General features: G+C 45.0%; 10 protein-coding genes. 5 read left to right on the forward strand and 5 right to left on the reverse strand.

What is annotated here, in order from left to right:
* A complete protein-coding gene (locus ACE1CM_RS24075) occupies positions 1-864 on the forward strand; it encodes an NAD(P)-dependent oxidoreductase (protein WP_374881086.1) in 864 nt (287 codons plus the stop codon).
* 38 nt (positions 865-902) lie between these two features.
* Here ACE1CM_RS24075 and ACE1CM_RS24080 read toward each other — a convergent pair whose 3' ends face one another.
* The 4 genes from ACE1CM_RS24080 to ACE1CM_RS24095 form a co-directional block, all read right to left on the reverse strand.
* Positions 903-1,070 carry a hypothetical protein gene (locus ACE1CM_RS24080; RefSeq protein ID WP_374881088.1) on the reverse strand — a complete coding sequence of 56 codons (168 nt, stop codon included), beginning with the start codon at positions 1,068-1,070 and terminating at the stop codon, positions 903-905.
* 406 nt (positions 1,071-1,476) lie between these two features.
* Positions 1,477-1,932 carry an Hsp20/alpha crystallin family protein gene (locus ACE1CM_RS24085; RefSeq protein ID WP_374881089.1) on the reverse strand — a complete coding sequence of 152 codons (456 nt, stop codon included), beginning with the start codon at positions 1,930-1,932 and terminating at the stop codon, positions 1,477-1,479.
* Between the two features lie 255 nt (positions 1,933-2,187).
* Positions 2,188-2,457, reverse strand: a complete 270-nt coding sequence (locus tag ACE1CM_RS24090; protein WP_374881091.1) for a hypothetical protein — start codon at positions 2,455-2,457, stop codon at positions 2,188-2,190.
* 101 nt (positions 2,458-2,558) lie between these two features.
* Positions 2,559-2,966, reverse strand: a complete 408-nt coding sequence (locus tag ACE1CM_RS24095) for a DUF3122 domain-containing protein (protein WP_374881093.1) — start codon at positions 2,964-2,966, stop codon at positions 2,559-2,561.
* A 321-nt stretch (positions 2,967-3,287) separates the two neighbouring features.
* Between ACE1CM_RS24095 and ACE1CM_RS24100 the strand changes: the two genes are divergently transcribed.
* Both ACE1CM_RS24100 and ACE1CM_RS24105 read left to right on the forward strand, forming a co-directional pair.
* Entirely contained in the window at positions 3,288-6,065 is a 2,778-nt protein-coding gene (locus tag ACE1CM_RS24100) for a CHASE2 domain-containing protein (RefSeq protein ID WP_374881095.1), read from the forward strand.
* On the forward strand, positions 6,049-7,959 hold the full coding sequence (locus tag ACE1CM_RS24105; protein WP_374881097.1) for an adenylate/guanylate cyclase domain-containing protein: 1,911 nt from the start codon (positions 6,049-6,051) through the stop codon (positions 7,957-7,959). The genes ACE1CM_RS24100 and ACE1CM_RS24105 overlap by 17 nt, the downstream gene beginning before the upstream one ends.
* Positions 7,960-8,381: 422 nt before the next feature.
* Here the strand turns inward: ACE1CM_RS24105 and ACE1CM_RS24110 are convergent, their stop codons facing one another.
* Positions 8,382-9,077: a PEP-CTERM sorting domain-containing protein gene (locus ACE1CM_RS24110; protein WP_374881099.1), complete on the reverse strand. Its 696-nt coding sequence runs from the start codon at positions 9,075-9,077 to the stop codon at positions 8,382-8,384.
* Positions 9,078-9,774: 697 nt separating this feature from the next.
* On the opposite strand from ACE1CM_RS24110, the gene ACE1CM_RS24115 reads away from it, so the two are divergent.
* A complete protein-coding gene (locus tag ACE1CM_RS24115) occupies positions 9,775-10,140 on the forward strand; it encodes a hypothetical protein (protein ID WP_374881101.1) in 366 nt (121 codons plus the stop codon).
* A 159-nt stretch (positions 10,141-10,299) separates the two neighbouring features.
* On the forward strand, positions 10,300-14,334 hold the full coding sequence (locus tag ACE1CM_RS24120; protein ID WP_374881103.1) for an NACHT domain-containing protein: 4,035 nt from the start codon (positions 10,300-10,302) through the stop codon (positions 14,332-14,334).
* Positions 14,335-14,336 lie beyond the last annotated feature (2 nt).

A 14,336-nucleotide genomic window follows, 5' to 3' on the forward strand; every position in this document is an offset into this window, starting at 1 on the left:
GTGAGAATTGGATTTTTGGGAACTGGCTTAATGGGAAAACCGCTGGCGCAAAGATTGTTATCCGCGCAACTGCCGGTGGTAGTCTATAACCGTACTCAGTCTAAACTAGAAGCGCTGCGCGAGGCGGGGGCGATGGTAGCTGATTCGCCGGAGGAAGCGATCGCCTCCTCTGATTGCATCATTTTAATGCTTTCCGACGCCGCTGCCATTGAGCAAGTTCTCTTATCAGAAAATGCCAAACAACAACTGAAAAACCGCACCATAATTCAAATGGGAACGATTTCTCCTTCCCAAAGTCAAGAGTTGCAAAAACAAGTCGTAGGCGCAGGCGGTGACTATCTAGAAGCACCCGTTTTGGGAAGTATCCCAGAAGCAGAAGCTGGAAAATTAATCGTCATGGTAGGCGCGACAGAGGAACAATTTCAAAAATGGTCTAATCTGCTGCAAAACTTTGGCTCAGATCCGCGTTTAATTGGCCCCGTTGGCACCGCTGCTGCTGTTAAACTAGCCCTAAATCAACTCATTAGTTCCCTTACAACTGCCTTCGCACTGAGTCTAGGTTTTGTGCAAAATCAAGGCGTCGAAGTCGAATATTTCATGGAAATTTTGCGCCAAAGTGCGCTTTATGCCCCGACTTTTGATAAAAAATTGCAGCGAATGCTCGATAGGAATTACGCCAATCCTAATTTTCCTACCAAACATCTGCTCAAAGATACTAACTTGTTTCTAGATGCAGCTATTTCGGTTAACTTGAATGCTAGCAGTTTGTCAGGGGTGCGGGAGATTTTAGAAATAGCTCAGCAGATGGGTTTATCCAATCAAGATTACTCATCGCTGTTTGAAGCAATTAGTCCTCAAACATAAGAGAAACCCGGTTTCTTGAAGAAACCGGGTTTCTGTCTTTATTTCTTAGTATTATCATCAGCAACCTCTGACACAACTGTCGAGACTGTTGAAAAAAAGGCGGCTACCACAACGAGCAACATTAAACTAGCTAGTGCGGCTAAAGGTGAAGTTATCAACAAAACTAACTCCACAAACAAGAGAATCGATATCAGTGCTTTGTTCATAAATTTTGCGTTCAAATCTTGCTACTATAAGCCTAGGGAAATAGAGCATAATATTACCCCACCCTGAAGACTGAAAAAATGGGTTTGTCTGGCGTAGGGACACGGCATCAGTAAGTGTTGTCCCTCAAGGCAAAGTTTCTTGAATGCCGTGTCCCGACAATGTTGTGTTGCACCCAGTTTGTCTGGCGTAGGGACACGTCATCAGTAAGTGTTGTACCTCAAGGCAAAGTTGGTGGAATGCCGTGTCCCGACAATATTGTGTTGCACCCAGTTTGTCTGGCGTAGGGACACGTCATCAGTAAGTGTTGTCGCATCTGGCAAAGTTTCTTGAATGCCGTGTCCCTGCAATGTTGATTCCTGTGAAATAAGGTTTCATCCCCCACCAATGGCGGGAGATGAAAACAATTTAGTTAGGTGCTTCAGGGGCAGTTTCTCCTAAGTTAATCTTGACCACTTTGTTGCGAAATTCGACAACTTTGGGCAAGGTTAGGGTCAAAATACCATTGGTGAAATCGGCTTTCACTTGGTCATTTTGAATCGGGTAAGGTAATTGCAGAACTCGTTGGAACTTGCCGTAGCGAAACTCTGAGTGCAGATGTCTAGCGCCTTCTCTTTGTTCGGTGCGATATTCCCCAACGATAGCAACTGCTTTTTGGGTTACTTGAATCTCAACATCTTTGCCTTCAATTCCCGGCAGTTGAGCTTTCAGAATCAGGTTATCACCCGCATCGATTAATTCAATAGCTGGCTGCCAGGTAGAAGGAGTATTCTGAGCATTTAAAGCGAATTGATCGAACATTTTATCGAGTTGACGGCGGACGTTTTCAATTTCACTGCCTGGATGCCAATAGCGAATCATCATAGTAACAATTGCCTCGATTTGAATTTCTGAATTTTTGGGTTAGCTGCGGTGTTCCGCTGCAGTTGCTTACCTTTTTATAATGCCAATAACTCAATTCGACTGACAGTAAAGAGAACCCTACCGAGTTATTCGTATTCACCCTAATTTTTGGGTTAGGGAATCGGGGATTAGGAAGTATAAGGGAACAGATAAAAAAAAAGCAATTAGGTAAACCCAACCTATCAAGTAGGGTTTACCTCAATACTGTTGGGTTTTCTATAGGAGTCCTGCGGCTTTCAATTCGGCTTCATTGGGGAGGGAAGATCCGGGTGTTTTGCAGATTGCTTCTATTTTGGAGAAAAGCTCATCTTTTTCTTCAAAGGAACAGGCTTCGAGTTTTTCTAGTAAGGTTTCTGGTATGCAGCCGTAATCTGGTTGGTTAGCGACTGCATCCTCGATCTGGGTGATAAATGTAGAAGCGCAGCACTTGATACCACTTAAGGCTGCGATCGCAAAAGTAAGTTCTTCTTTAGTAAATTGCATCATTGACAACCGACTAACAACTCAACTGGCTAATAGCTAATGGCTAATGGCTATTCTCAGGAAAAATGCTACATTACGAGCCGATCGCAATTAGCAATTAACCATTAGCAATTAGCATACTCGCCAACATTAGCGGGTAAAGATAATTCATCGTATGCATCTTTAGCTTGCCAAACTTCCCCAGTTCCTGCCGTAATTTGTAAGTTTTTTGGGTGCGATAACTCGACCATTCCGGGAAAGCCAACCAAGCGCAGATGGATCGAATCCACCATCCCCGACTTAACGCGCTTATACAGGACGACTTGCCAAGCTTTATCGGCAGCATCCCGAAAGCTTTGAACAGAGCGATACATAATTTGAGTCGGCGATTCGGGATAAGCATGAATAGAAGCTAAAGTGGGAATCGGATTCCCTAGAATTAGAGCTAAAAAGCCTGGGATTATAACCCTAAATCGCCAATTTTTGAAACTCTTTATGACCAAGATTTTATTCATAATGCGAAAATTTTCCATTTGCTTGTGGCTCCTAATCAGAGCGAGTCCGAACTCGGAATTATATCGGCTGTAAAGATTTTTTGCCCCTAGAGCGCCACAAATCTATTTTTCTCCAAAATGAAAGGGTTTTTTAAATCAGCTTTGGCTCTAATAATCTGATTCTAATTAAAGAAATGTGGTAAGATTATAGCATATTTGGCTAGATTTGCTTAATTTTTCATTGAACAAATACAAGAAGGCAGCGCCAGCTGCGAGATGGCTATTTAAGCTGCTGACGGCTAAATAATATTGAACCAGACCTCAAGGGGTCTGGTTTTAACCAAGAGATAAAAACGGAAGATGAAAAGGCTGTTTAGGCAAATTTTGCAACGGCGAGGTATCGGGATTACAGTTATTGGGGTAACGGGAGCAGTATTGGCACTGCAATGGTCTGGAGCGTTGCAGTTGCTGGAATGGGCGATTTTAGATGGATGGTTTCGCCTGCGTCCGTTAGAATCTGGAGAACCCCGCGTCGTCATCGTCACGATTGACGAATCAGATCTTTCGCGCTTGGGACGCTGGCCTATGTCAGACGCGACTTTAGCAAAACTGTTGGAAAAAGTGAAACAGCAGCAACCTCGAGCGATTGGGTTGGACTTGTATCGCAATCTGCCGGTAGAACCCGGACACTCAGAATTACTCAAAGTCTTTGGTTCTACGCCTAATTTAATTGGGGTTAAAAAGGTGGTCGGCGATGCCAGCGGACCCGTGGTTGACCCGCCGCCGGTGCTGCGCGAGCGATCTCTTGTCGCCGCCAGCGACTTGGTAGTAGATGCGGATGGCAAAGTCCGCCGCCACCTATTATCGGTGCGCGAAAGCACAGGTAAAACAATGTTGACCTTGGGAACCAAGCTGGCATTAACTTATTTACAAGCCGAAAATATTCGACTTCAAACTAATGGCAACACCAGAAGTCTCAAGCTAGGTCAAGCGAAGTTTTTGCCCCTGGAAAAAAACGCTGGCGGTTACGTGCGCGTGGATGTAGGCGGATATCAAATACTATCTAACTTTCAGAGATTGCAAACCGGATTTCCGAAAATTTCTCTCACCGACGTACTGGAGGATCGAATACCGGCGAATTTGATGCGCGGGCGGATTGTGGCGATCGGATCGACAGCGGAAAGTTTGGGCGATCGCTTCTACACCCCCTACACAAACAATATTCCCACGACTTGGTCTGGGGTAGAAATCCACGCCAACCTTGCCAGTCAGATCGTCAGTGCTGCCTTAGATGGCAGACAACTGCTCAGAGGCATTGGAGAACCCCTGGAATGGTTGTGGATAGGCTTTTGGTCGAGTTTGGGAGGTGCGTTGGGATGGAGCGTGCGAACCCCACGCTGGGCAATTATTACTATCCCCGCCGCCATCGGTAGTTTGTTTGGCAGCGCCTACCTATTATTTTTAGCCGGATGGTGGATCGTCGCCGCCTCGCCCTTTTTAGCACTGATCGGCGCCGGACTCGCAAGTCGCAGCTACCTACTATGGAAAAAGCTACAATTATCCCACCAAGAGTTAGAAAATTACGCCCAAACTTTAGAACTAAAAGTGCAACAGCGCACCCAAGAACTGCTAGAAAAAAATATCGCCCTGGAGAAAGCAAAACAAGCAGCCGAAGCCGCCAACCGCGCCAAAAGCGCTTTTCTAGCAAACATGAGCCACGAACTGCGAACCCCCCTTAATGCCATCCTGGGATTTAGTCAATTATTGAGTCGAGAGCTAGAACTACAACCCCAGTACAAAGAGCAAATCGGCATCATCAACCGCAGCGGCAACCATTTGCTCAACTTAATCAACGATATTCTGGAAATCTCCAAAATTGAAGCAGGCAAAGCCGCAGTCAATCTCAGCAAAGTTGACCTGTACAACTTGCTGCAAACCTGGCAAGAAATGTTTCAACTCAGAGCCAACTCGAAAGGATTGCAACTGGTTTGCGATTTGGCTAGTGACTTGCCCCGATACGTAGAAACAGACGAGCGAAAACTAAGTCAAATTTTAATTAACTTACTGGGCAATGCCGTTAAGTTTACCGAAAAAGGTAGCGTAACGCTCCGCGCCAAAATCGGTAAGGGAAAAGAAAATCACAATTACCAATTACCAATTACCAATTACCAATTAGTCTTTGAAGTTGAAGACACTGGACCCGGTATTGCCCCAAAGGAAATCGAAAAATTATTTGCCACATTTGTGCAAACTGAGGCCGGTATTAAATCTCAGCAAGGCACTGGACTCGGATTGGCAATTAGTTATCAACTCGCGCAATTAATGGGGGGTGAAATGACCGTTAAAAGTACTGTAGGTCAGGGTAGCATCTTTCAATTAGTTCTTCCCGTCAGCATCAGAGAATTTGCCGAACAAGCCGAGCAAATCAACGGATTAAAAGTAATCGGTTTGGCACCGAACCAACCCAGCTATCGCATTCTTGTCGTTGAGGATGTGGCGGAAAATCGTTTATTTTTAGTTGAGTTACTTTCATTGGTGGGCTTTGAGGTGCGCGCAGCCGAAAACGGTCAAGTAGCCATCGTCATGTGGGAAAGCTGGCATCCCGATTTAATTTTGATGGACATGCGGATGCCCGTGATGGATGGTTACGAAGCAACTCGGCAAATTAAAGCCACTCCCGCCGGACAAAAGACAGGGATTGTCGCTTTAAGTGCGAGTGTGTTTGATAATAAACCGGCGATTTTGGCAGCTGGTTGCAATGACTGCGTGCAGAAACCTTTCCGGGAGTCAGAACTGTTCGCCAAGATAGCCGAATATCTGGGTGTACAATATGTCTACTCACAAAACCCATTGAGTCCAAAGCTTGCTCGCTCTGAGGAAAATGGGAATAAATCTGCTGGTATAGTAGAACAAACTGCAAGAGAAAATCTGGCAGCTTCTTTGTCAGAGATGTCAACCGAATGGAAAACCGAGTTATACGATGCAGCGTTGCTGCTCAACGAGGAAGGATGCATGGAATTGCTCGCTCAAATTGCAAAAGACTACCCCGACTTGTACGAGATGCTAAAAAATTTGTTAATTAACTTTCGGTTTGATATTGTGATGAATTTAATTAAACCCGATGAAAATGGTGAGTAGCGAACGCGATTGCGTGCGGTCGGCATATCGCCCCCAACTACCAAAACTATCAACCTTAATTTTTGAATGCCTTCTTTCTCCCACGCGGGAACTTGGATTAAATTTTGAGCAAATGGGATTAGATGTGGCGAATTTACACCCAGAAAATCGGCTTTTACTTTCTCCGGCGATCGCCTACTACCTGCAAAAATTACTCCTGCTCAATTTAGATAGATTAATTGTTATAAGCGCTGACGTTGCCGATAGGGTGAGCGATTTAGATGCAGTTTTAGAAACTTTGTATTTAAGGGAACAGCAAATTAATGCCGCCACCCTTGAATTAGAACAGTTGGTGTTATGCCATCAAAATTTGATCTATCAAGGAGCGAAGGCGATTTTACAGCGAAATAAAATAGAGCGGCAAATTTTTGAGCGATTAGGGTTTAAGCTAAAAAATGATGGACGAGTCAATATATTAATTATTGACGATACCCCCGATAATCTGCGCTTGCTATCGGCAACTCTGATTCAGCAAGGGTACAAAGTTCGCAGCGCAATTAGCGGTAAAATAGCTATACAAAGTATTAAATATTTTGTTCCTGATTTGATTTTACTCGATATTTTGATGCCAGAAATGGATGGCTATCAAGTCTGCACGCACCTGAAAGTAAATGCCGTAACTCGCGACATTCCAGTCATATTCATCAGTGCAGTCGATCGGGTTCTAGACAAAGTTAAAGCTTTTGGTATTGGGGGGGCAGACTACATTACCAAGCCGTTTCATGTAGAGGAAGTATTAGTACGAGTCGAGCAACAATTGCAACTGAGAAACTTGCAAAAAAGACTCGCAGATCAAAACATGCGCCTGCAACAAGCACTGGTTGAACGCAAGCAATTAGAAGAGCGATACCGCAGCATGTTTGAAAATTCGGTTGACGGCATTTTTCAAAGTACGCCGTCCGGACGTTTTTTAAGAGTAAACCAAGCAATGGCGAGAATTTATGGTTACGCTTCTCCGGAAGAAATGATAGCTGCGATCGCAGACATCAATCAACAAGTATACTTCCACCCCGGACGCCGATATGAATTCGCCGCCTTTATCGAGCAATACGACACCGTATCGGATTTTGAATCCCAAATTTACCGCCAAGATGGCAGCATTATTTGGATATCCGAAGACGTGCGTGCAGTCAAAGACGCGAATGGCAATTTGCTATTCTACGAAGGTACTGTCAAAGATATTACCGCGCGCAAGCAAGCTGAAGAAGAACTGCGGCGCGAACGCCTGAAAGCAGAACGGTTGCTGCTCAACATTTTACCCCAACCCATAGCCGAACGGTTGAAACGGAATGAAACAGCGATCCCAGAGCGGTTCGAAGCGGTGACGGTTTTATTTGCAGATTTAGTTGATTTCACTTCACTTGCTGCCAAAATTACACCCACCCAACTGGTTAATTTACTCGACGAAATTTTCTCCGCCTTCGATCGTCTAGTAGAGCAATATAATTTAGAGAAAATCAAAACTATTGGGGATGCCTATATGGCAGTGGGAGGCTTACCCACCCCGCGCACCAATCATGCCGAAGCCGTCGCCGATATGGCATTAGCAATGCAGCAAATTATTATCAACTTTCAAAAAGATGTAAAAAAACCCTTTCAACTTCGCATCGGTATCAATACCGGCGATGTAGTAGCCGGTGTGATTGGTAAGAAAAAATTTAGCTACGATTTATGGGGCGATACAGTTAATATTGCCAGCCGCATGGAATCAGAAGGCATGGCAGGAAAAATTCAACTCACCGCCGCCACCTACGAACTATTGAAAGATAAATATATATTGCAGCCGCGAGGAAATGTTTTTATTAAAGGTCGAGGCGAAATGTTGACTTATTGGTTATTGGGTAAAAAAGAATAATACGCTGTAATTGGTAATTAGATTAAAATGCTTTTGCCGTCTGCACAATTACCGATTACCCATTCCCGATTACCTATTATATCATGTTTGTTGAATTGCCCATAATAAAAAAACCTCACCGCGTCGTTGCGTAGGGAACATTATAGATATCTCGGACAAACAGATAACGTTAATAATGTTCCCTACTCCTAATTATGGGTAATCGACCGGACATGATATTACCAGTCCAAAAGCGATCTAACTAACTCAAGTTGCTAGTTATCTCTCTGGGAGCGGCTAATGGCGTTCCCAGGCAAGAGCCGTGGGAACGAGGCTAATGGCGAGATTGGTAAAAATCCTAGGCTTTGCAAGCTGGCAATTAGCAAGCTTGCAACGCCAAAGTTTATAACTAGCAACTTGCGTTAACTAGCAACTTGAGTTATTTAGCTTTCGACGGGTACTTCTACAGCCTGTTTTGACTGTTTGCGCTGGCGGAAAGAAGCAGCACCCAAAGCACCAAAAGCCAACAAACCCATCACAGAAGCAGGTTCGGGAACGCCAACGACTTGGGCGCCACTCAGAGCAATTGTGTAAGTTCCGCTGCCGTAAATCTCTCCCCTCCAAGTTTCCAGCGGTCGAGAGCCACCAAAACCCGTTGGCCCGTTGAGTTCAGCGTAGGGCGGATCTGGGAAAATCTCTCTTAAACGGACACCAGGACCGCGGCTTACTGGGTCATAGTCGTAGCTGGAAATCCCTAAGAAGTATAAGCCTGCTGAGAGTGTGGTTGAGATCGTAGAACGCCTTGTTCCAGAAGCATCGTCGTTTGCCAGCAAGCCAAAACCAGCCGAGTTAAACAGAAACAGTTGCGTATCGTCAAGCGTTCCAGGCTGACCAACCGTTGTAGCTGAAAACAAGCCTCCAGGGGAGTAAAACTGGAACAAGTCAGCTGCTCCACCCAAGCGACCAGAAATGCTGGTGATGGAGGTGCCGGGTGTACCTGTGAGAACGCGAGCATTGCCAAGGGTTTGACCCGCATCAGGCGGTTCGCTGAAGGAAATGGCTTGAGCCTCTCCGGTTGAACCAAAAGCTACCATTGCGGTTCCAGCAGCAGCAAGAGCCAACTTTTTGATCGCAAACATGGAATTTCTCTCTCCGAATTGGGCGAACGTTGACAGCAAAGATTTGTTGCAGAGTCGTTCTGCAAGAGGTCATGTTGTGCAGTAGACGGGATGCAAGGTGCATCGCCGTGGTTTAAAAGGTTTGAGCGGGTGCGATCGCATACCAACAAGTCGCTAAGACTTGTGTTTCTAGGCAGCTCTGGGTTTCTTTGCGCTAGCGTCACAATTCATTTATGTAGTAAATTTACTTTGTTTTATCTCAGTATGGCAAGCCACTCGCTTGCATCTTGATTAAAACTCTACAGTACGCTTTGCCAATGTAAAGTTAGAGTAAACTAGCTGGTAAATCTGAGCCACCCACAGCCGTTATATTTTCTAGTTAATATGCATAAACTCTTATAAAACAAGGATTTAAGCCGTTTTTACCGAATCCGTCTGGCCTCAGTTAGAGCGACGTTTTTTCAGTGTAAACACGTAGCATATATGTAAAATTACGGAACGGTTATCGCTCTGATTGTCATGGGAATTGAGAGCGATCTCGCCAGCCACATCACCAGAGCCAACCATCGTAACCGTACTGAAAGTTACTTATTTACTTACGTAATCTCACTCAAGAAGCCGATTCATACCAAATCCGCCTAGACACACTGGGTCGCTGGTAACTGGTGTAAGCGAGAGGTTAGCGTAGAAATAGATTCCCCTTCGCTGCTGCAACTCCATGATTCCCATCAACCTCGACTCAATAATTAGTGCTATTACTGGTATCGCCAGTCCCACCGGCGTACTCAAAGAAAAACTTCAACGCAACGAAACCGTCATCAAATTATTAAAACAATTTAACCTCGACCCCGAACATCCACCCTCAGATTTTAGCGCCGTTTACGTCTATGCTTTAGTAGAATACGGCGTTGGCAAACCCAAACCCCTTTTAGAACTATTCCGGAAAAACGAAATTCAAAAGGCATTTCGCGAAGCATTTGATGCCTATAATTTCGCCATTTTAGAAAAAGCCAGCAATGAATTTTTGGCAACTTATGAATTGGGCGATGAAATTCGCGATTTAGGTATTGACATCCGACGATAATTTATCGCCTTTGCCGCCGTTTATATCGAAGTTGCCAAACGCACCCGCACGCCAAAAGAAGTTTTAGTCAATCAACAAATTGGTTCGTTACACAGAACTATAGCGACTCTCCAAGAACGCCTAGATAGACTCCCCACCCTAGAGGGAATTCGCACCGAAATGGCGCGCCTCGCGGGGCAAAATTATCCCGCACTTCCCGCTGCTGTAGAGACGTTGCCTGCAACGTCTCTACAGGAAAATAATTGTAAAGCTTTTGCTTTAGCTCAACAAATTAAAGGTTGGTTTGAAACTTTAGGATATCGGTTTGAAAAATATGAAATTTGGCAAGATAACTATTTTGAATGGATTATCAACATTCCCGTTCGCAGAAATCGCTACGATCGCATTCTCGTGCGAGGACTTGAAGGCGAAGTCGGACTCAAAGATATAGCAGCATTGCGCGATGTAGTTGAAAAACAAAGAACCGATGAAGGATGGTTAGTCACTGCCCGTCGCATCAGTAGGGCGGCGCGCGATGAAGTTGAAAAAGAGGAAAATCGTCACTTAGGATGCTATACATTCGATGAATTATTAGACCAAGATGCCGATTTTAGCGGCTATCTCAACTGGCTAGAAACAGAAATAAAAAGCCGCCAGATTGAAACCAAATATGTCCCCCTTGCCTGTACAAAAGAAGAACTCGACCCAGTAACGGGGCGAAAAATTGCAGTCAGTCGCTACGACGAAAGAGACGGCTGGATTGACGGTTACATCGACCTTTGGATTGATGACCCTGCCAAAGAACATATCTCAATTTTAGGCGAATTTGGCACTGGGAAAACTTGGTTTGCTTTCCACTATGCTTGGACGGCATTGCAACGCTATCGAGATGCTCAAAAACGCGGCATCGATCGTCCTCGCTTACCTTTAGTAATTCCCCTGCGAGATTATGCCAAAGCGGTGAGTGTAGAATCTCTATTTTCCGAGTTTTTCTTTAGAAAGCACGAGATTCCTTTAGCTGGATATTCGGCTTTTGAGCAATTAAATCGCATGGGTAAATTGCTGTTAATTTTCGATGGTTTTGACGAAATGGCAGCGCGGGTAGACCGCCAAGAGATGATTAATAACTTTTGGGAATTAGCGAAGATAGTCGTTCCCGGTGCAAAAGTTATCCTGACTTGTCGCACCGAACATTTCCCAGAAGCGAAAGAAGGGCGGGCTTTATTAAATGCGGAATTGCAGGCATCAACTAAAGCTTTAACCGGGGAAACGCCGCAATTTGAAGTCTTGGAATTAGAGAAATTTAACGACGACCAAATTCGGCAAGTATTATCGTTACAAACTGAAGCAGCGACAGTAGAACAAGTGATGGGAAATCCGGCATTGTTGGATTTAGCCCGTCGTCCGGTGATGACCGATTTAATATTAGAAGCATTGCCGGATATTAAAGCCGGGAAACCTGTGGATATGTCGCGGGTTTATCTGTATGCAGTGCGGCGGAAGATGGAGAGGGATATTAAAAGCGATCGCACCTTCACTTCGTTAGCAGATAAGCTATATTTCCTGTGCGAATTGTCGTGGGAAATGCTTTCTACCGACCAGATGAGCATCAATTATCGACTATTTCCAGATAGAATTCGTCGCTTATTTGGTTCCGTTGTGCAGGAGGAAAAAGATTTAGACCACTGGCATTATGACATGATGGGTCAGACAATGCTGATCCGCAATTCTGATGGGGATTATACTCCGGCGCATCGTTCGCTGTTAGAGTTTTTTGTCGCTTATAAGTTTGCGGCGGAGTTGGGGGCGTTAGCGGAAGATTATATGGAGTTGGCGCGATCGCAATCCCACATGCTTGAAACTGCAACACCTGTAGACTACACCTGGTCATCGTATTTTAACCGACAGATGGAGCGGGGGGAAAAGAGAGCGATCGCCCCCATCAAATCCTTTACCAGCGAAGATTTAGCCCACCTTCGCCATAGTTTTGGACAAGCACCCCTAACAAAGGCAGTAATCGAATTACTTGTCCCGATGTTGGATACAACTCCCCCCTTCTTAAGGGGGGCAGGGGGGGATCTTCACGATGTTGGAGACGATCCCCCCCAACCCCCCTTGCCAAGGGGGGCTAAGTCGCCACTGCTCGAAATTATAGAAGCAACAAAGGACAAAACAGAAGACGAGGTAGGTTATATCGGCGGAAATGCCGCGACATTGCTATTGAAGGTTGATCGGGGAGCGATCAAAGGTAAAAACCTTTCTCGTGCTGTAATTATCGGCGCTGATTTTGCAAATGCTTGCCTGCACCGCGTCAATTTTACTGAGGCGAATCTGGCTAACTCTGTTTTTACTAAATTCTTTGGCAGCGTTCGTTCAGTAGCATTTAGTCCAGATGGTAAACTGTTAGCTACGGGCGATAGTGATGGCATAGTTCGTTTGTGGGAAGCCAGCAGTGGCAGAGAACTGTTGACCTGTAAAGAACATACAAACGTAGTAGAATCAGTCGCCTTTAGTCCTTCGGGTAAGATACTTGCCAGTGGCAGTTATGACAAAACAATCAGGCTATGGGATGTCAATACAGGTGAATGTTTGCAAGTCTTGCAGGCACATACTGAATCAGTAATGTCAGTTACCTTTAGTCCTTCTGGGAATATACTCGCAAGTGGAAGTTTTGATTGCACAATAAGGTTATGGGATATTCCCACTGGTAAATGCCTCAAAATCTTGCAAGGACACACTAAAGTTGTGCTTTCAGTTGCTTTCAATCCTGCTGGGGATATGCTTGCTACTGGGAGTGGTAACAAAACGGTAAGACTATGGGATGTCAATACAGGTGAATGCCTCAAAATTTTGCCAGGACATACTCAAATGGTATGGGCGATCGCTTTTAATCCTTCTGGTGAAATGCTTGCCAGTGCGAGTCGCGATCAAACGGCAAAAATATGGGACATCCGCACAGGAGAATGCCTAAAAACCTTGCAGGGGCATCTCAGTGGAGTACAGTCAGTCGCTTTCAGTTTATCTGGTGAAATACTTGCCACTGGGAGTTATGACCAAACAGTCAAGCTGTGGGATATAAACAGGGGTGAATGTCTAAAAACTTTGCATGGGCATATCAGTCAAGTACGGTCAATTGCCTTCTGCCCTTCTAGTGAAATAATTGCTAGTGGAAGTGTTGACCAAACAGTCAAGCTGTGGGATATAAACAGCGGTGAATGTCTGAAGACTTTACATGGGCATATCTGTCAAGTACGGTCAATTGCCTTCAGTCCGTCTGGAGACATACTTGCTAGTGCTAATTATGACCAAACAGTCAGGCTGTGGGATGTAAACAATGGTGAATGTCTGAATATTTTGCAGGGGCATTTCGATCAGCTACACTCAGTCGCGTTCAGTCCAAATGGTGAAATACTTGCCAGTGCAGGTTGTGACAAAACAGTGAGGTTGTGGGATATAAACAGCGGTGAATGCCTGAAAATTTTGCAGGGGCATAGCCAACAAGTGCGGTCAATAGTCTTCAGTCCAAATGGTAAAATACTTGCCAGTGGAAGTGGTGACCAAACGATAAGGCTATGGGATATAAACAGCGGTGAATGCCTCAAAACTTTGCAGGGGAATACCAGTTCAATATACTCAATAGCCTTAAATCGTTCTGGCGAAATTCTTGCCAGTGCAGGTTATGAACCAAGCGTGAGGTTATGGAATATCCACACTGGTGAATGCTGCAAAATTTTGCAGGGACATAATGGTTGGGTACGTTCAGTTGCCTTTAGCCCGTCTGGTGAAATGCTTGCTACTGGAAGTGTTGACCAAACAGTAAGCTTATGGGATATTCGCACTGGTGAATGCCTCAAAATCTTGCAGGGTCATACTGATTGGATTCGTTCGGTCGCCTTTAGCCCAAATGGTGAAATAGTTGCCAGTGGAAGTGTTGACCAAACAGTAAGGTTATGGGATATTCGCACTGGTGAATGCCTCAAAATTCTGCAAGGTCATACACGTCGGATCAACTCAGTCGCCTTTAGTCCTGATGGAAAAATTATTGCTAGTTGCAGCAGGGATGGCACGATTAAGTTTTGGGATGTCTTGACGGGTGAGTGCTTCAAAACTCTCAGAAGTGACAGACCTTATGAAGGCATGAATATCGCGGGTGTTAAGGGTTTAACTGATGCTGAGAAAGCGACGCTCAAAGCTTTAGGGGCGGTGGAAGAGTAGGT

This window comes from Microseira sp. BLCC-F43 (assembly GCF_041929235.1).
Taxonomy (GTDB): domain Bacteria; phylum Cyanobacteriota; class Cyanobacteriia; order Cyanobacteriales; family Aerosakkonemataceae; genus Microseira.